An 18,546-nucleotide genomic window follows, 5' to 3' on the forward strand; every position below is an offset into this window, starting at 1 on the left:
TGTGCGTCGCATGAAGTCATTCTCGCAATCCCCGACAGACCCGGGTTTCGTTCAGAACCCCTACCCTTTCTATGATCAGGCCCGCGCTGCTGGTGATCTGTTCTATTGGCGCGACTACGATATGGTTGCTGCGACGTCCTGCCAGGCGGTGCGGGCACTTCTTCGCGACCGCCGGTTTGGGCGGGAAGTTCCGCCTGAATGCGCAACACAGGGCCCTGCCCATTTGGCCCCCTGGCTGGCTATCGAAGCCCATTCGCTGCTTGAAGCTGAATCCCCGCGGCATACCCGCCTAAGGGCGCTTGTCATGCGCGCTTTCACGTCGCGGGAAATTTCTGCATTGCAGCCTTCCATTGAATCGCTATGCCACAGTCTTGTCGAGGCGTTTCCGAATACACCTTTCGATCTGCTGAGTGCTTATTGCACTCAGGTCCCGGTGGTAACCATCTGCCGACTGTTGGGCGTTCCCGAAGACATGGCGCCCAACCTGTTGCAGTGGTCGCATGACATGGTCGCGATGTATCAGGCCAACCGGTCACAGGCGACCGAGGATAAAGCCGCCAAGTCGTCTCAGGAGTTCACGGATTTCCTGTTGGGATACATTAACCAGCGACGCAACGATCCGCGTGACGATTTGATCACCCGGCTTATCAGCGCCGAGGAGGAAGGCGAAAAGCTGTCCATCGACGAGCTGGTCGCAACATGCATCTTGCTGCTGAATGCAGGTCACGAAGCAACCGTGCATTCGCTGGCAAACGGTGTGAAAACCCTGTTGCAAACCCATACCAGCCCCGACGTTCTGGCACCGGACCAGATCGACGCAACGATCGAAGAAATCCTGCGCTATGACCCGCCTTTGCATATGTTCACACGGTATGCGTATGAAGACGTTGACATATTTGGGCATTCGTTCAGGCGCGGTGATCAGGTCGCGCTTTTGCTTGGCGCTGCAAACCGCGACCCTACCGTCTGGGATGAACCCGAAAGGTTTGTTCCGACGCGCTCGATTGAGGTCAACACAAGTTTTGGTGGAGGCATCCACTTCTGCGTCGGCGCCCCTTTGGCAAGGTTGGAAATGCGCATAGCCCTGCCCATTCTGTTCAACAGCTGCCCGAACCTGCGGCTTGCCGATCCGCCGACCTACTCAGACAGCTATCACTTCCATGGTCTGGAACGGTTAATGGTTCAGGTCTGACCTATATAAGGCGCGGATCGATCCGGCGCTGGCAGCACCTGCCTTCTATGCCCCTTCTACCAATGCGTTGAGGGGAAGCATCGTTGTGGACTTGATTTCTTCCATAGACAAAAGCGCGGTCACGTTGTGCACCCGCACTTCCGAAATCAGAGACTGGTAGAATTGATCATAGGCGCGCGCGTTCTTGACCCGAACCTTGAGAATATAATCGATGTCGCCTGCCAGCCGATGCGCCTCCTGCACTTCGGGATGTTCGCGCAATGCCTTAAGGAACTTGCGCTGCCACTCAGCCTCGTGTTCCGACGTGCGGATCAAAACAAAGAAAGTCGCCTCAAACCCTAGCGCTTCGGCATCCAGCAAAACCGTTTGCTGACCAATGATTCCCGCACTCTTGAGCTTACGAATACGATTCCAGACAGGCGTCTTTGAACTGCCGACCCGAGCCGCTATTTCGTCCAGTGACTGCCCTGCATCACGTTGCAGCTCGGCCAGAATTTTCCGATCCGTATCATCTATCCGCACCGACATTCCAATATTCCTTCCACATCGAAGCTTTCGTTCCAAAATTTTGTTTCGATGGAACGTTTGTCCTTATTTGAGCGCCCATATGGCGCTTTGGTGGGAATATTTCCTATATTGAGGGTCAAGTCAAACCACACCCGAGATGATCCGATGCAGGACGTTCGCACAACAGGCACCAAAGGGCATGTCGACTTTGTCGGCGCAGGTCCGGGCGACCCCGAGTTGCTGACACTCAAGGCGCTGACTGCGTTTGAGCAGGCTGATGTTGTGCTGCATGACCGCCTTATCAGTAAACCCGTTCTGGACATAGCCGGTCAAAGCGCCGCTTTGGTTGATGTCGGCAAAGCCGGGTTCGGTCCCTCCTGGAAGCAAAGTGATATTGACGCGCTTTTGGTCGAATATGCCCTGAATGGTAACCGCGTGGTCCGCCTGAAGTCCGGTGATCCCACTGTCTTTGGCCGTCTGGATGAAGAGATCGAGGCCGTCGAGGCGGCTGGAATCACGTGGCAGATCGTTCCCGGTATCACGGCGGCTTCTGCCGCGGTGGCTGGTATCGGCCAAAGCCTGACTCAACGCGGCCGGAATTCCTCGGTGCGGTTCCTGACCGGGCATGACATGAAAGGTTTTGCCGATCATGACTGGAATGCCCTGGCACGGGCCGGTTCGGTTGCTGCGATCTATATGGGCAAGAAATCTGCCCGCTTTATCCAGGGTCGCCTGATCATGCACGGCGCCGATCGCGCTACTCCAGTCACACTGGTCGAAAACGCCTCGCGCCCGAACCAGCGGATTCTGGCCACCACACTGGATCAACTGCCCGCCGACCTGGCCACCGCCGAAATGGACGGACCAGCCCTGACATTCTATGGCCTTGCCCCGCGCGAAGCGACGCAGGCCGTAACCGAATTCAACAAGGAGCTTGCCTGATGGCCCGCGCTTTTACCCCCAAAGTCGTCACCGCAAATGATTTGCTGATAGGTGACGTCATTTACCAGACCGAAGATGACAGTTGGACGCGTGATCTGTCGCAAGCGGAACTGATCACTGACGAAGCACATGCACAGGTGCGCCTGCTGGATGCGGCACGTCAGGCAAATAAAGTCGTGGGCGCTTATCTGGCCGATGCCGTTGCGGGCAAGAACGGCCCCGAGCCCACCCATTTTCGGGAAGATTTCCGCCGGACTGGTCCGTCCAACTATGCCCACGGCAAACAGGAAACTTCCCCGCAGCCCCGGGCCTGACCTCTGGCCATCTCTCTCCCCTTCAAGGCCCCTAGGTTCGGGGCTGCAAACAAGGACAGCTAGACATGTATCGCTACTCCGAGTTCGACACAGCATTTTTGGCAGAACGTAACGCGCAGTTCCGCGCCCAGGTGGAACGCCGCATTGACGGCTCGTTGACCGAAGACGAATTCAAGCCGCTGCGCCTGATGAATGGGCTGTATCTGCAGCTGCACGCCTACATGCTGCGCGTCGCCATTCCCTATGGCACGCTGAACAGTGCACAGATGCGTCAACTGGCGCTGCTGGCCGAGAAGTGGGACAAAGGCTATGGCCACTTCACCACCCGTCAGAACATCCAGTACAACTGGCCAAGGCTAAGCGACGTGCCGGACATGCTGGACGCGCTGGCCGAGGTTGGCATGCACGCCATCCAGACTTCGGGCAACACCATTCGCAACGTGACCGCCGACCACTTTGCTGGTGCCGCCGCGGATGAGGTCGCTGATCCCCGCCCTTACGCCGAATTGCTGCGCCAGTGGTCGACCGACCACCCGGAATTCCAGTTCATGCCGCGCAAATTCAAGATCGCCATCACTGGCAGTGAAAACGACCGCGCCGTGATCAAGGCGCATGACATCGGCCTGCAACTGGTTGAGCGTGACGGCGTTCTTGGCGCGCGCGTCATTGTTGGCGGTGGCCTTGGCCGTACGCCCATGATCGGCAAGGAATTGTCCGAGTTTGTCGCCTTTGACGACCTGCTGGCTTATCTGGAAGCCACCGTTTCAGTTTGGAACCAGATTGGTCGCCGTGACAACAAGTACAAGGCACGTATCAAGATCACCGTGCACGAGCATGGCATCGACGCTATCCGCGCCAAGGTCAACGAACGCTTCCTGAAGGTCCGCCCGCAGTTCAAAGGCGCGGATATGAACCTGCTGGAAGAGATCAAGGGCCACTTTGCACCGCCTGCCTTCCGCCATGCTTCGGTTGCGTCGTTTGAAAGCGCCTATACCAACGATCCGGTCTTCCGCTCGTGGGTCGACACCAACATCGCGCCGCACAAGAATGCGGACCACGCGATTGTAACGATCTCGATCAAGAAGCATGGGGCAACACCGGGCGATGCAACTGCCGAGCAGATGCGCGTTATGGCCGATCTGGCCGAAGAGTTCGCCTATGACGAGCTGCGCATCAGCCATGAGCAGAACGTGATCCTGCCGCATGTCCACAAATCGGACTTGCCTGCAATTCACGCCAAGCTGAAGGAATACGAGCTGGCAACCGCCAATATCGGTCTGATCAGCGATATCATCGCCTGCCCCGGCATGGATTATTGTGCGCTGGCGACGGCGCGTTCGATCCCGGTTGCTCAGGAAATTGCAACGCGGTTCGAGGACCTGAAGCTCGAGCATGACATCGGCCACCTGAAGATCAAGATCTCAGGCTGCATCAACGCCTGTGGTCATCACCATGTCGGCCATATCGGCATTCTGGGTCTGGACCGCGCAGGCGTGGAAAATTACCAGATCACTCTGGGTGGCGATGCGACCGAAACTGCGGCAATTGGTGATCGCACCGGTCCGGGCTTTGCCTATGACGAAATCGTTCCTGCCGTAGAGCGCATTGTCGACACATATCTGAACCAGCGTGCAAGCGCAGAGGAGACATTCCTGGAAACATATCGCCGGGTGGGCATGGCGCCGTTCAAAGACGCCCTCTACCCCGAGGCCCGCGCAAATGCCGCTTGACCTGATCCAGACGGAACTGGGCCGGGACAGACGCGAACTGACTGAACGTGTCGAAGACCTGAATGCCCGGTTCCGGCACCACAGCGCCCATGATGTCATGCATGGAGCAATTGATGAGATCGATGAGCTTGCTCTGGTCTCGAGCTTTGGTGCGGAATCCGTCGTTCTGTTGCACATGGCGGCGGTGGTGAACAAGGCAACGCCCGTTCTTTTCGTGGACACGCAAATGCTGTTCACCGAAACGCTGGAATACCAGCAGGAGGTGAGCGAGCGTCTGGGGCTTACCAACATTCGCATCATCCGGGCCGAGGATGCAGAGGTTGAACGCGAAGACCCATACGGCGCATTGCGCCTGCGCGACACGGACGCGTGCTGCAACCTGCGCAAGACTTTCCCGCTGCAAAGGGCACTGGTGGGGTTCGATGGCTGGATAACCGGACGCAAGCGGTTTCAGGCAGGCACGCGCGCTGCGCTGGAATTCTTCGAGGTCGAGGACGGAACAGGCCGGATCAAGGTCAACCCGCTCGCCCATTGGGCGCCCGAGGATGTGCGGGCCTATATGGAAGAAAACAACCTGCCCCGGCATCCGCTGGTGGCCAAAGGATACCCTTCGATCGGCTGTGCGCCCTGCACCTCGCCTGTCAAAGAGGGCGAAGACCCCCGCGCCGGACGGTGGCGCGACCAGAACAAGGAAGAATGCGGCATCCATTTTGTCGATGGCAAGATGATGCGCATCGGAGAGAAAACATGAACGTAATCGTAACGGATGAGGGCTTTTCGCCCGATGACTGGACCGACGGCTTTGTCACTCTGGATGATGCCGCCAATGACGTGGTCGCGCTGGACGTGAGCTCGGAGACAGACCCGGACGAACTGTTTGACCGGTTGGGCGGCACGAGGCTGGTTCGGGTAGACTTCCCGTCTTTCGCAGATGGTCGCGGATTTACCATCGCCCGCACATTGCGCCTGAAGGGCTACAAAGGCCGGCTGCGCGCCAAAGGGCATGTGCTTGCCGATCAATACGCCATGGCGCGCCGCAGCGGCTTTGACGAGGTCGAGATCGACGGAGAACTGGCAGACCGCCAATCCGAGGATCAGTGGCTGGCCCGCGCGAACTGGAAAGAGAATAACTATCAGGCCCGCCTGCGCGGCTGATCCCGCGATTGCCAGCCTGTGACGCAAAGGGGGCAATCTGTCCCCTTTTCCTGACTTGGATCAAAGATTAAACGGAGATGTCGGTTTAGCAGACCGGCAGGTAAACGATGACAGAGATGAAGCCCGTGAGCGAAGCAACCGCCGTAAAAATCCCCGTCCTGCCGGACGCGCAAACTGTAACCGATGTCAAACACTGGACCGACAGCCTGTTTTCATTCAAGGTGTCTCGCCCGGCCTCGCTGCGTTTCCGTTCGGGCGAGTTTGTGATGATTGGTCTGCTGGGTGACAACGGCAAGCCGTTGCTGCGCGCCTATTCCATCGCCTCGCCCTCGTGGGATGAAGAGCTGGAGTTTTATTCGATCAAGGTTCAGAACGGCCCGCTGACCTCGAAATTGCAACATATCAAACCGGGTGACCAGATTATCCTGCGTCCCAAACCGGTTGGCACATTGGTGCATGACGCCCTGCTGCCCGGCAAGCGCCTGTGGTTTTTTGCGACCGGCACCGGCTTTGCGCCTTTTGCCTCGCTGCTGCGTGAACCGCAGACCTATGAGGACTATGACGAGGTCATCATCACCCACACCTGCCGCGAAGTGGCAGAGCTGGAATATGGCCGTCAGCTGATCGACAGCATCCGTCAGGACGAACTGTTGGCCGAACTGATCGGTGAAGGATTTGCCGACAAGATCCGCTATTACCCGACCACCACACGGGAAGAGAGCCCAAAGATGGGTCGCATCACCACTTTGCTTCAGGACGGCACCGTGTTTTCCGACTTGGGTATTGACGGTGGCATCAAGCCCGAAACCGACCGTGCAATGGTTTGCGGTTCGTTGGCTTTCAACCTGGATATCAAGGAAATCCTCGAAGGGTTTGGATTGCGTGAAGGTGCAAACTCAGAACCCAAGGAGTTCGTGATCGAAAAAGCCTTTGTCGGCTAAAGCAACCCTGCGTTCAGGGCTTTGCCACCCTGAACGCGAAAAACACCGGCAGAAAACAAGTTTTTTCGCATTACCCTGTATTTATGCCGCTTGAAGTGCGGCTCTGCCCGGTTTAAATTCCGGGCTCGAAATTCTGCAATCATCAAAGGAATGAACCCATAGCTCGCAGACCTCACAACGCGCCGCCACAGAGAGACACCGGCCCGCGCGTCAATGATAAGATCCGTGCCCCCGAAATTCGCCTGATTGGCGCCGAAGGTGAAAACGTCGGGGTGGTTCATCCCGCCAAAGCCATGCAGATGGCCGCAGATGCAGGTCTTGATCTGGTCGAAATCTCGCCCAATGCGAACCCACCGGTCTGCAAGATCATGGATTTCGGCAAGTACAAGTACGAAACGCAAAAACGCGAAAACGAAGCGCGCAAAAAACAAAAAGTCATCGAAGTGAAAGAGGTCAAGTTCCGACCGAACACCGATACGCATGACTATGACGTCAAAATGAAGAACGTCTTTAAGTTTCTGGAAAAGGGCGACAAGGTCAAAGTCACCCTGCGCTTTCGTGGCCGTGAAATGGCACACCAGAACCTGGGTCGCGAATTGCTGGAACGTGTGGCCGAAGACATCAAAGAGGTCGGCAAGATCGAAAACATGCCGAAGATGGAAGGCCGTCAGATGGTCATGATGATCGGCCCGCTTCCGCATAAGTAATCTGCTTAAAAGACAGAAACGATCAAAGCCCCTTCGCTGCCGAAGGGGCTTTTTTGTTCAGGTCGCGCGTCTGCTTCGTAACCAGTTGACCGCATCTCTGAAGTCGAAAAGCAAGGAAATTATGTCAACGATCAGAAGCACCCAAAGAAACTTGATAAAGGCAATGCTCAGGGTCGCATCGGAAAACAACAAAAGCGTTACGATGACAACCAGTGGAACCCAGCACAGAATGTGCGGCAAAGCCATCGCACCGCTCATCCCGCGCGCAACCGCCATGATGGGTATGTTCAGCGCCATACCGGTAATCGCCAGAACAGCGATGAGCATCCCCTGCGGCTGATCCAGGAAAGCAAGCGGAACCAAATTAACCGGCACCAATATTACGGCCACCCAGATCTGCACCCAAAGGGGAAGCGCGCGGAAACTGCGCCAAATATCCAGCGCCATTGATTTCGCCTTTTCAGATACTTCTCCCGCGACACTAACAAATAACCTGCGGGCGAACAGTGCGCTCACGGTAATGTCAAAGCACGGCGGAAATGGCGCGTTCCAGTTTGCTGACGAGTTCGCCTATCTGTTCCTCTTCGATGATAAAAGGCGGCGCCAGCAGGACGTGATCGCCGTTCCGGCCATCCCGCGTGCCTGCCATGGGATAGCAAATCAACCCTTCAGCCAGTGCTGCCTTTTTCACCTTACCTGCGATGCCGCGTGATGGATCAAAAGGTTCCTTGGTGTCACGGTCAACGACCAGTTCAACACCTCGGAACAACCCACGACCACGGATATCTCCCACGTTCGGGTGCTGTCCGAATGCTGCCTCAAGGGCAGATTGCAGCTTGTTGCCCATGACCCCGGCACGCGCAGGTAAATCCCGTTCGGTCAACTCACGGACCACCGCCAATGCGGCGGCTGTGGCGACTGGATGACCGACATAGGTGTGCCCATGCTGGAAAAACCCTGATCCATCGCGGATCGCGTCATAGATTTTACCGGTGCACAGCATGGCTCCGATTGGTTGATATCCAGCCCCCAACCCCTTGGCAATACAAAGAATATCCGGTTCGATACCGTCATGATCGCAGGCAAACATGTGACCGGTTCGGCCCATACCGCACATCACCTCATCCAAGATCAGCAACACACCATAGTGGTCGCAAATCTCGCGAATACGCTTGAAATATCCTTCAACCGCAGGAACTGCGCCAAGGGTGGCCCCGACCACTGGTTCGGCCATAAATGCCATGACCGTATCGGGACCCAGCCGCAGGATTTCAGTTTCCAATTCATTCGCCACACGCTGGCCGTAGTCAAAACTGCTCTCGTCTTCCGGTTTTTCAGCATATTCGTAGCAGGCAGAGATATGGGTCATCTCGATCAGCATCGGAGCGAATTGTGCCCGTCTCCATGCGTTACCCCCTGCGGACAAAGCCCCCAAAGTGTTGCCGTGATAGCTTTGCTTTCGCGCGATAACGTGACGGCGTTCAGGTTGTCCGATTTCTAGAAAATATTGGCGCGCCAGTTTGATCGCCGCTTCGGTCGCCTCCGACCCGCCCGAAACAAAATACACACGGTCCAGATCCCCCGGTGCATGCCGGATCAACAATTCGGCCAAAGCCTCGGCCGGTTCCGATGTCATGAACCCGGTATGTGCAAAAGCGATCTGTTCCACCTGTTGCTGTACCGCTTGGATCACGGCCTGATTCGAATGACCCAGACATGATACCGCGGCATCACCGCAATCCAGGTATCGCTTGCCCTCTGCATCAATCAGATAACAGCCATCGCCGCCAACCGCGACGGGGAGGTCCGATTTCGTGTGACGTGGGAAAACATGACTCATTTCTTTGCCCTTCCAAGCAATTCAACTAATGCTGCGACCGAAGCCGCGTTATCTGCCCAAGGTCTGCCATCCGGCCCCGTCAGACTGTTCTCAAACCCAACCCGCACGTCACCACCGCGTCGTGCAGCCTCGGCCAGACAGGCATGTTCTTGCGCACCAAAGGCGCACACCATCCAACGAGCCGGGCTTTTTGGAAAAGCCTCGAGATCGGCTGGCATAGATTGCTGTCCATCGCTGTATCGCCCCAGAACAAGCAAACGGTCTGTCTGGTTCGCCTGTACGATGCCCTGAGCGCGCCAATGGTCCAGTAATCGTGCGTCCTCTGCATCATACAAAATGTGCTGAACCCGTGTGCCCTGATCCGCGCATTGTGCATAGACCCTGGGTGCAAGGTTAAGGTCGCGGGCGATTTCACGCACCGAGATTGAGGCCCATTCAGGTCGCACCTTTCGCAGACAGTCCAGTTGCGATGCTACGTCGAACTGCCCGGCGGCTTCAGTCGTGATCTGTAGCTTCATTTCTGGAACCTCGCGCTGCAATTCCGCGAGCGTTTCCCGGTACAATCCGGCGTCCAGTGAATGCCGTCCGTCTGCATCTCGAATATGCAGATGCAACCCGTCCGCACCCGCAGCAAGACAATCCCGTGCTGACGTGACGATCTGATCAATCCTGAGCGGTAAGGCGGGATGATCCAACGCGCTCCGCCGGGCGCCGTTTGGCGCAACCAGAATGTAGGGCCTGTCCAAGCTGTCAGTTGTTTTTGATGTCATAGCACCACCCAAGTCTTTGCCTTCAGTTAGATTCGCTGGATGACGTTTTCAATTTACACTAAAGAAAACATATGTTTCTTTTTGGTATGGCACCCACCCTTGCAGCCTTGACCAGCCAAATTCGGCGCGAGATCGACGAGATGCCTGCGCAGATGCAAGTCGCGGCGAAATATATCATCGACCATCCCGGTGATTTCGGCCTGAACCCGGTCCGGGTGACCGCTGACCGGATCGGCATCAGCACCAGTGTTCTTGTTCGACTGGCACAGCGTATGGGTTTCGACAGTTTTGACGCCTTCCGCCACCCATTTCGCCTTGCCCTCACAACAGACAGCGAAGACAGGATAGGTCATGGGTGGCTAACCACATCACCCGGACAAGACCCTTTCCACGGCGCACAGGCCAGATTCGCGCGCAATGAGATGAATGTTGTGTCCCGCTCTCTGCGTCTGATGGAGCCGAATTTGGCCAAGCGTGCCGTTGAATACATGGTGTCTGCACGTCACTGTTATGTGACCGCCACAAGGGCCAGCCATGCGCTGGCCTATTATTTTCACTACGCCGGCCGCATGGCCCATCCCGGGTTACAGCTGATACCTCGGCACATGGGCTCGGCCATCGACGACCTGGTCGAGGCCACGTCCGAGGATTGTTTGTTTGCCGTCACGGTCCATCCCTATTCCGCAGATACGATCCAGTCGATGCGCTTTGCCCGCGACCGCGCCATGAAGATTGTGTTGCTGTCGGATAGCGAGGTGATTGCCCCCGGCGTCAATCCGGATGTGGTTCTGAGCGTCAGCACCCGCACATTACATCCGTTTTCAAGCTTTTCTGGCGCGATGGCGGTTCTGGAATGCCTGCTCGGTCATCTCTTTGATGCAGGGGGCGAAGCTGCCCGGGATAGGGTCGAACAGTTTCAGAAAGCGCGGGAGGACACCGGCGCGTATTGGCGACCCGGCGTGTTGCCAAGGATGAGAAAACCCTAGAATATGAATAGTACATACGCAATATAGCGGACCTTGGCGGCGGTCAGTCGTTTCGTTTCGCTCGCGGCTGAGGTCTGGTCGGGATTTCCTTCAGCAATCCGCCAACACCCATTCCGGCAATATCTGCACCTGTTGTTTCAATGCCGCATGCAACACGCGACAGCACCCAATCCGCCCCATTCAACGCCGGAGAGCGGGCGCATCCCGGCAAGCCGATCACAGGTCGGCCCTGCAAGTCCCCCAGAAACAGCAGGTTTCCCGGATCAACCGGCATACCAAAGCGATCAATCGTCCCACCGGCCTGCCGAACAGCCGACGGTGCGACATCGTTCGGGTCCGAGGTGGCCGATCCCGTCAATATCATCAGAAGATCGCCCTTCCCCTTAGAAATCGCGCTGGTCAAAGTATCTGTTCGATGCGGAACAATCTGCACCTCCGAAAGCTCCATTCCCAATGCCTCGACCCGTCCCCGAATGGCGGCAATCCCCTTTTCGTTCGGTGGCCCACCGGGTATCTCTGAGACAACAAGACCGGCTGTCCGATGAACTGGCCGCGCCAAACGCACAGCTCCTTGTGCCAGCCCGGCGGCGCGCTGAACATCAGCCTCTGGCACGGCATATGAGATGACCTTAATGGTCGCCACCATGCCCTTCGCCCCCATTTGCTGGTACTGTGGAACGGTCGCAACGGTAATCATCGGATTGACCAGATTGAACATTTCAAGTGCGCGAACATCAAGCACGGCAACCCCGGGCCCATCGGACAAAAGATTTACCCGCCCGGTAAATGCCTCGGTTACCCGCAAGTTGGCTGAAGCTGGATCAGGTGCCAGCGCAGACGCCAGTTTGCGTGCCGCCTGATCTTCATGGCAATCACCGGTATCCAGCCGGGCAACAATGACCTCGCTTAGACCAGCCTTTTCCAGTTGCGCCAAATGTTCCGAGCGCAATTCAAGCCCTTTGCGAAACTTTCGCCCATCCGCTGTAACCGAATGCGCCAGAATGGCCCCCTCTGCCTGGGACACCGGCACAGGCCCAAATTTCATGCTTTCCCTCGCAGAACGGCCGTTATCTGTGCCAGTATCGCAACCGCGATTTCCGAAGGACCGGCGGCCCCGATATCCAGGCCAATGGGACCATGAATGCCAGAGATTTGCGCATCGGTGAAACCGGCCGCTTTCATACGCTCAATGCGCTTGGCATGGGTGCGTGTTGACCCCAATGCACCGATATAGAACACATCGGCGTCCAACGCGGCTTGTAGCGCCGGATCATCGAGTTTTGGGTCATGTGTCAGCAGGACAATAGCGGTGCGCGCGTCCAGTCCCAGCTTCGCAACGGCTTCATCCGGCCAATCCGTCAGGATCGTTTCGCCGGGAAAACGCACACTGGACGCGAAAGCGTCACGCGGGTCGATAATGGTTGGATCATAGCCCGCAATCCGCGCCATCGGTACCAGAGCCTGCGCGATGTGAACCGCCCCAACAACCAGCAACCTCAGCGGTGGGTTATGTACTGCGACAAAGGTCTGGCCATCCTCTTCGAACCCTGACCGATCCATACGCAGCCTGTCGGCATAAGCGTTGCGACGCAGCGCCCTGCGCCCGGTTCCGATGTTGACTTCGTAGGCAACGGGCGTTCGAGCGGCCCGAGCGGCAACCAGTTCCGCCAACATAAGTTCGGGCAGGACTTGTCCTATGGGTTCGACAAGAATGCGTATGGTCCCCCCACAGGCCAAACCAACCGCAAAGGCATCGTCATCACTGACCCCGAATTCAAGCAAACGCGCTTCGCCTTCGTCAATGGCTTCAAGCGCCTCGACGATAACAGCACCTTCGACACATCCGCCAGAAACGGAACCTTCGATCCGACCATCGCCACCAATCACCAATTGGGATCCCACCCGCCGCGGCGCACTGCCCCAGGTTTCGACAACTGTAGCGAGCGCCGCGCCGCGCCCGCTGCGGTGCCAGTCAAGCGCCGTTTCAGGACTATTGTCGAATCGCTCCATCGGAACCTCCGGATGACCTATGACACCAACATAAGCGGGATTTGCGGGATGAAAAGCGCATCAGGCTTACCAAAAGGTCTATATTGAACCCCATGGGGTAACGCCACGGCCCGAGAAATATTCAACAAATCATAGCATTGATTGTTTGTGACCCGAGTTCTAGCCTGTGCGGGCAACCGACATCAGGTCTGGCTTGCATAACAAACAATTCATAGATCGGAGACACGCAGTTGAAACGATTTCTTGCACTGGGCGCGGCAGTTGGTCTTTTGACTTCAACCGCAGCGTGGGCTGACACATTCCAACGCTATGGAGAGGTTGAAGGCTGGAAAGTCTTCATCGACAATGAAAAGAAATCCTGCCTGATCGAGGCCGTTGATGATGCGGAAAACGTCGTTCAGATGGGACTGACCGAAGATCGCGGTGTGGGATATGTCGGCGTGTTCACCAAGGCTGAAACCGATATCAAACGTGGCGAGACGCAAGAAGTTGCTATCCTGCTGGGCGACAACATCTATCTGGGTGAAGCAACCGGCATGAAAGGTAACATCACCAAAGGCTATTCCGGTGGATATGTCCTGTCGGACAGCCCTCAGTTCGCGGATGATCTGGCCAAGAAAAAGGTCATGATCGTTTTCCCTGAGACAACATATGCCTTCACAGTCGATCTGACAGGCACTTACAAAGCCATGGAGATGGCCCGCAAGTGCAATGAAGAACAGCTGTCGTAAGCTGCTAGTCGGAAAGCGCGGCCATCAGCCGCGCTTTCTGCCCATGATCGTCGGGTTGTGAAATCGCTGTGGCCAAGTCTTCGAGTGAGGCAATCGAATGCCCTGCGCGAAAACTGTCAACATGCGGCAGCATCGCGGCAACCCCTTGCGCCCTGGGCGCGAACCCGTCCCAACGCAACAAGGGATTCAGCCAGATCAGGCGTTTTGAGGACAGGTGCAGACGCTCAATCTCTTTCCTAAGGAGCTCGGGATCACCTCGCTCGAGCCCGTCGGTGATCAGCAGAACAACCACCCCTTGCCCCATCACCCGGCGTGACCAGTCCCGATTGAATTGATGCAGGCACTCGCCGATACGAGTGCCGCCCTCCCAATCCTGTGCCTCGGCACCTGCGGCGGCAAGTGCCGCGTCTACATCTCGTTGGTGCAGGTGGCGCGTTATGTTGGTCAGGCGTGTGCCGAATGTGAAGGCATGGACCTTGGCCCAACCCGCTCCCTTGGTGTTCGATACCGTGTGCAGGAAATGCAGGATGATCCGACTGTACTGGCTCATCGAGCCGGAAATATCGCAAAGTGCGACAAGATTTGGCCAGCGCGGTTTGGGTTGTAGTCTGGCAATATCGCGCAACTCACCCCCTTGCCGCATGGCCGCGCGCAAGGTGCGGGCACGGTCGATGCGGTGCCCCAGATGGCTGGTCTGCCCGCGGCGTGATTCAATTGGCTTTACTGGCAGTGTCATCCGCGCCAATACGCGCTTGGCCTGCGCGATTTCGGCCGTGCTCATCTGCTCGAAGTCCAGATTGCGCAGCCGCTCCTCGGACGATGCAGTCTGGGTTGCGTCGATTTCGATCTCGGTTTCGTCTTCCCCTTGTCCTGCAGCGTCCGGCAAATCACGCTCAACCCCGTCCAGCAGCGCCTCAGCTGCGCGCTTTTCACCGGCATCGGCCTTGCGTTCTTCCTGAACGCCGCGAATTGCAGGAAGCATCATAGCCATCATGTGTTCCATGTAACGCGGATCTCGCCAGTACATTCGGAAGACTTGCGCAAAAACCACGCGGTGTTCCGGGCGGTTCACGAAACAGGCGTGTAAGGTCCAATAGAAATCCTGTTTCTCGGAAAAACCTGCCGCCTGCACCGCACGAATTGCGTCGATCACACGACCGGGTCCGATTGGCAGCCCAGCCTTTCTGAGTGCGCGGGCAAAATGGGTGATGTTGTGCGCCAGCTTTGGGTTGTCTGGGATATCCAGCGGAAGTTGTTCGGCCATCAGACGTTATGGGGGCTCTGCCCCCATACCCCCGGAGTATTTGGAAAAAGATGAAACATCAGACCGGTTCGAGCGTGGCCTTGGCCTCGTCGAGGATGCGTTTGGCCTCGGACCCCTGAAGTTTTTGAATGTCGTCCTGATATTTCAGGATCGCACCCAGCGTGTCGCCGATCACCTCGGGGCTGAGGTTCAACACATCCAGCGCCAACAGGCATTTCGCCCAGTCGATGGTCTCGGCCACACCGGGTTTCTTGAACAAATCCTCGGTGCGCAAACGTTGAACGAAGGCTACAACCTCGCGACTAAGCCCTTCCGCAGCTTCAGGCGCGCGCGCATGCAGAATTTCGATCTCACGTTCGAAATCAGGATAATCAACCCAGTGATACAGGCAGCGACGCTTGAGGGCATCGTGCACTTCGCGGGTCCGGTTCGACGTGACAATTACAATCGGTGGTTCGGGTGCTACAACAGTGCCCAGTTCAGGAATCGTGACCTGAAAATCACTCAGAGCTTCCAGTAGAAAGGCTTCGAACGGTTCATCGGTCCGGTCCAGTTCGTCGATCAGAAGAACCGGCGCTCCATTTTCGTCCGGGCGCATTGCCTGCAACAAGGGGCGTTCGATCAGGTATTCATCCGAAAACAGTTCCGCCTGCAACGCGCCCCGGTCGGCCCCACCTGCGGCCTCGGCCGTTCGGATCGCGACCATCTGCGCCGGAAAGTTCCATTCGTAAACGGCAGAAGACGCATCCAGACCTTCGTAGCATTGCAGACGGATCAGGCGCCGGTTCAACCCGGATGCCAGAGCCTTGGCGATCTCGGTCTTTCCCACCCCTGCCTCGCCTTCCAGAAACAACGGGCGTCCAAGCTTCAGCGACAGGAACACAACCGTCGCAAGGGCGCGACCACAGACATAGCCCTGACGACCCAGCATCTGCTGCACGGCATCGATGGAAACTGGCTGTGTCATGGAACCCCTTTCTGCTTTAGGGATAAACAGGTCATGCAACCGTCTGGCCGTCAAGGCCTCAACCTTTCTCAGAGCTACGACGTTCAGGTCGGTTGACAAGATTTTCTTTGTGGCTTGCGCGGACGCAGTTGGTCTTTCGCAACAGCTATGTTAGCGGAAGGCCATGACCCACACCCTTACGCTCCACCGCCCCGACGACTGGCACCTGCATCTGCGCGATGGCGCGATGCTACAAGCCGTTCTGCCCGAAACCGCGCGCCATTTCGCCCGTGCGATCATTATGCCGAACCTAGTGCCGCCGGTTGTGCGTGGCGACCAAGCTGTCGCCTATCGAGACCGCATTCTGGCGGCCCTTCCCGACGGTATGACGTTCGAGCCGCTGATGACCCTGTATCTGACCGAAAATACAGATGCCGCAGATGTCGCAGCGGCCCATGCCAGCGGTGTGATCAAAGCCGTCAAGCTGTACCCTGCCGGGGCTACGACCAACTCTGCCTCGGGTGTGCGCGATTTCGACAAAGTGCGCCCGGTGCTTGAGAAGATGGCCGAAATCGGCTTGCCCATGTGCGTACATGGCGAGGTGACGGATCCCGAGATCGACATATTTGACCGCGAAGCCGTGTTCATCGACCGTGTTCTGGATCCGATCCGCAGATCGACACCTGGCCTGCGTGTGGTGATGGAACATATCACCACGTCAAATGGTGTGGATTATGTCAAAGCCAACGCGGTTGATCTGGGTGCAACGATCACGGCGCATCACCTGATTATCAACCGCAACCATATCCTGGTTGGTGGCATCAAACCGCATTACTATTGCCTTCCCGTTGCCAAGCGCGAGGAACACCGTCTGGCCCTGCTAACCGCCGCAACGTCGGGCGATGCGCGGTTTTTTTTGGGTACAGACAGCGCCCCGCACACGGATGCAAACAAGGAAATGGCTTGCGGCTGTGCCGGTTGTTTCACGGCGACCAACACTATGTCTTTGGTCGCCGAGATGTTTGACCGGGAAGGTGCTTTGGACAAGCTGGAAGGATTTGTGTCGCTCAACGGGCCAGGTTTCTATCGCTTGCCCGTGAACCAAGAGATGATCACCCTGACCAAGGGTGAGCCCGTTTCGTATCCCTCAAAGATTGACACAGGCGATGGACCGGTCACTGTGTTTGACCCGGGCTTTCCGTTGCACTGGCGCGTGGCTTAACCCGCCATTCGTTCGGCCAAATCGCGTGCACGTCCCCCTGTGCGCAGCATCGACCAGATCGTGTCCGCCTCATCCGCGCCGATCAGCTTGGTCGCTTTGTCGCGCACGCGATCCTCGCGGTCAGACAGCGATATTGGGTTCAGCAGATCATGCGTTGCTTCGCGGCGAATGCCATCGCGACGCAGCAGGGACAGATGCGACTGCGTTTCTGAAAGGCTTTCATCTGCCTCGACCGTGATGCGGTCGCGCAAGGACTTTATACGCGGGTCGAGGCAGACCTTGTCAGTGAAACTGCCTGGCAAAGCCGTATCATATCCCAGCGCCTGCATCGCGATCACTGTCCGATAGGAAAACTTGGCCCCCAGTCCGGTTGTCGGTGACAGCTGATTGCACACACTCATCCAGCGCGGATGCGTTTTTATCTGGATCTCGGCGACCTCGGGTTCTGCTATGTCCAACTCCCGCGCGGCTTCCAGCGCGGCGTGAAGACCGTGGCAACAGGCGTGAAACTTGTGGCTGACCGTTTCAAACAGCCATTCATCACCCACCCCATCCAGAGCAGTTTGGTCTGCCGCGCCTTGATGCGTTGCGCCAAACCCAAAAGGACCTTCCAGCGCGTCGGCGTTGGCATGAAAACCGCGCTGCACCAGCAATGCTGTCTCGACCCCTGCCGAGGCGGCAAGTCCGGCGTTATACGGCTTGCCCATGGTTCCGAACTGCGCCTTCAGCCCCGCCGCACGCGTTGCCGTCAGACCCAGAACCATTCGCATCTGGTTTGCGTTAAACCCCAGCAAACGACCAACAGCAACTGCCGCCCCGAAGGCACCGGATGTTGCCGTCTGGTGAAACCCTGCCTGATAGTGGCCGCGCCCCAGCCACAAGCCAATTCGGATTGAGGTTTCCATGCCCACCAAAGCGGCTTCGAGCATGTCGACTAGAATAAGGTCATCCCATTCGGCCACAGCAAGGGCTGCGGGCAGGATGGCGACGGAAGGATGCCCGATATGGGCGAAATGCGTGTCATCGTAATCCAGCGCGTGGGACACCGTGCCATTGACCAACGCAGCACCACGCAGCGGTGCCGAGCCGCCGCCAAAGAGATGTGCCTGAGGATTCCCGCCCTCGGACAGTATCATTTCGCGAACCGTGGTTGAGACGGGTTCGTGCGCGCCTGCCCGGCCCACAGCGACCCAGTCAAGAACAGATAGCGACGTGACGATTCTTGCCTGAGACGACGTCGAAACCGGGCCTGCCGCAAATGCGGCCAATGATGCTGTAAATTCCGTCAT

At 57.2% G+C, this 18,546-nt stretch carries 19 protein-coding genes and 1 pseudogene; 11 read left to right on the forward strand and 9 right to left on the reverse strand.

All coding sequences use genetic code 11. The features are described 5' to 3' along the window. Nucleotides 1-10 precede the first annotated feature (10 nt). Nucleotides 11-1,192 (forward strand): cytochrome P450, encoded by a 1,182-nt coding sequence (locus ACR0DY_RS02490; RefSeq protein WP_480897764.1) that lies wholly within the window; start codon nt 11-13, stop codon nt 1,190-1,192. Nucleotides 1,193-1,237: 45 nt separating this feature from the next. Here the strand turns inward: ACR0DY_RS02490 and ACR0DY_RS02495 are convergent, their stop codons facing one another. After that, nucleotides 1,238-1,720: an Lrp/AsnC family transcriptional regulator gene (locus ACR0DY_RS02495; protein WP_267365581.1), complete on the reverse strand. Its 483-nt coding sequence runs from the start codon at nt 1,718-1,720 to the stop codon at nt 1,238-1,240. 174 nt (nt 1,721-1,894) lie between these two features. Here ACR0DY_RS02495 and cobA point away from each other — a divergent pair. From cobA to infC, 7 genes and pseudogenes are all read left to right on the forward strand, one after another. Further along, nucleotides 1,895-2,641: pseudogene (gene cobA, locus ACR0DY_RS02500) on the forward strand (uroporphyrinogen-III C-methyltransferase); the annotation flags it as partial. After that, nucleotides 2,641-2,955 (forward strand): DUF2849 domain-containing protein, encoded by a 315-nt coding sequence (locus ACR0DY_RS02505; protein ID WP_480485783.1) that lies wholly within the window; start codon nt 2,641-2,643, stop codon nt 2,953-2,955. The pseudogene cobA and the gene ACR0DY_RS02505, both read left to right, overlap by 1 nt. Nucleotides 2,956-3,020: 65 nt before the next feature. Continuing rightward, nucleotides 3,021-4,685: a nitrite/sulfite reductase gene (locus tag ACR0DY_RS02510; protein ID WP_480897766.1), complete on the forward strand. Its 1,665-nt coding sequence runs from the start codon at nt 3,021-3,023 to the stop codon at nt 4,683-4,685. Next, nucleotides 4,675-5,436 carry a phosphoadenylyl-sulfate reductase gene (locus tag ACR0DY_RS02515; protein WP_267365586.1) on the forward strand — a complete coding sequence of 254 codons (762 nt, stop codon included), beginning with the start codon at nt 4,675-4,677 and terminating at the stop codon, nt 5,434-5,436. The genes ACR0DY_RS02510 and ACR0DY_RS02515 overlap by 11 nt, the downstream gene beginning before the upstream one ends. Beyond that, complete coding sequence (locus ACR0DY_RS02520) at nt 5,433-5,840, forward strand: DUF934 domain-containing protein (protein ID WP_480481144.1); 408 nt, start codon at nt 5,433-5,435, stop codon at nt 5,838-5,840. The genes ACR0DY_RS02515 and ACR0DY_RS02520 overlap by 4 nt, the downstream gene beginning before the upstream one ends. A gap of 107 nt (nt 5,841-5,947) precedes the next feature. Further along, nucleotides 5,948-6,781 carry a ferredoxin--NADP reductase gene (locus ACR0DY_RS02525; protein WP_480481146.1) on the forward strand — a complete coding sequence of 278 codons (834 nt, stop codon included), beginning with the start codon at nt 5,948-5,950 and terminating at the stop codon, nt 6,779-6,781. Nucleotides 6,782-7,026: 245 nt separating this feature from the next. Beyond that, complete coding sequence (gene infC / locus ACR0DY_RS02530) at nt 7,027-7,488, forward strand: translation initiation factor IF-3 (RefSeq protein WP_480481680.1); 462 nt, start codon at nt 7,027-7,029, stop codon at nt 7,486-7,488. A 57-nt stretch (nt 7,489-7,545) separates the two neighbouring features. Here infC and ACR0DY_RS02535 read toward each other — a convergent pair whose 3' ends face one another. From ACR0DY_RS02535 to ACR0DY_RS02545, 3 genes are all read right to left on the reverse strand, one after another. Further along, nucleotides 7,546-7,935 (reverse strand): hypothetical protein, encoded by a 390-nt coding sequence (locus ACR0DY_RS02535; protein WP_480481147.1) that lies wholly within the window; start codon nt 7,933-7,935, stop codon nt 7,546-7,548. A 76-nt stretch (nt 7,936-8,011) separates the two neighbouring features. Then, nucleotides 8,012-9,328: an aspartate aminotransferase family protein gene (locus ACR0DY_RS02540; RefSeq protein ID WP_480481149.1), complete on the reverse strand. Its 1,317-nt coding sequence runs from the start codon at nt 9,326-9,328 to the stop codon at nt 8,012-8,014. Next, nucleotides 9,325-10,098 (reverse strand): beta-keto acid cleavage family enzyme, encoded by a 774-nt coding sequence (locus ACR0DY_RS02545; RefSeq protein ID WP_480537750.1) that lies wholly within the window; start codon nt 10,096-10,098, stop codon nt 9,325-9,327. Before ACR0DY_RS02545 ends, ACR0DY_RS02540 begins: the two co-directional genes overlap by 4 nt. A 71-nt stretch (nt 10,099-10,169) precedes the next feature. Here ACR0DY_RS02545 and ACR0DY_RS02550 point away from each other — a divergent pair, with 71 nt between their 5' ends. Further along, nucleotides 10,170-11,084, forward strand: coding sequence for a MurR/RpiR family transcriptional regulator (locus ACR0DY_RS02550; protein ID WP_480826335.1), 915 nt, complete (start codon nt 10,170-10,172; stop codon nt 11,082-11,084). Between the two features lie 43 nt (nt 11,085-11,127). On the opposite strand, the gene ACR0DY_RS02555 is transcribed toward ACR0DY_RS02550, so the two are convergent. Further along, entirely contained in the window at nt 11,128-12,129 is a 1,002-nt protein-coding gene (locus tag ACR0DY_RS02555; RefSeq protein ID WP_480545618.1) for a molybdopterin-binding protein, read from the reverse strand. Further along, on the reverse strand, nt 12,126-13,094 hold the full coding sequence (locus ACR0DY_RS02560; protein ID WP_480545619.1) for an XdhC family protein: 969 nt from the start codon (nt 13,092-13,094) through the stop codon (nt 12,126-12,128). Before ACR0DY_RS02560 ends, ACR0DY_RS02555 begins: the two co-directional genes overlap by 4 nt. Before the next feature lie 230 nt (nt 13,095-13,324). Here ACR0DY_RS02560 and ACR0DY_RS02565 point away from each other — a divergent pair, with 230 nt between their 5' ends. Next, a complete protein-coding gene (locus ACR0DY_RS02565; protein WP_267365861.1) occupies nt 13,325-13,825 on the forward strand; it encodes a hypothetical protein in 501 nt (166 codons plus the stop codon). Between the two features lie 4 nt (nt 13,826-13,829). On the opposite strand, the gene ACR0DY_RS02570 is transcribed toward ACR0DY_RS02565, so the two are convergent. Next, complete coding sequence (locus ACR0DY_RS02570; protein ID WP_480537740.1) at nt 13,830-15,089, reverse strand: vWA domain-containing protein; 1,260 nt, start codon at nt 15,087-15,089, stop codon at nt 13,830-13,832. A 58-nt stretch (nt 15,090-15,147) separates the two neighbouring features. Next, the gene (locus ACR0DY_RS02575) at nt 15,148-16,056 is read right to left on the reverse strand and encodes an AAA family ATPase (RefSeq protein WP_480481163.1); all 909 of its coding nucleotides are present in this window, start codon (nt 16,054-16,056) and stop codon (nt 15,148-15,150) included. 163 nt (nt 16,057-16,219) lie between these two features. Between ACR0DY_RS02575 and pyrC the strand changes: the two genes are divergently transcribed. Next, complete coding sequence (gene pyrC, locus ACR0DY_RS02580) at nt 16,220-17,257, forward strand: dihydroorotase (RefSeq protein ID WP_480545620.1); 1,038 nt, start codon at nt 16,220-16,222, stop codon at nt 17,255-17,257. On the opposite strand, the gene ACR0DY_RS02585 is transcribed toward pyrC, so the two are convergent. Continuing rightward, on the reverse strand, nt 17,254-18,546 hold the full coding sequence (locus ACR0DY_RS02585) for an MmgE/PrpD family protein (protein WP_480545621.1): 1,293 nt from the start codon (nt 18,544-18,546) through the stop codon (nt 17,254-17,256). The two genes, pyrC and ACR0DY_RS02585, sit on opposite strands and share 4 nt — an antisense overlap.

The sequence above is a fragment of the Ruegeria sp. O6 genome (genome assembly GCF_056535045.1).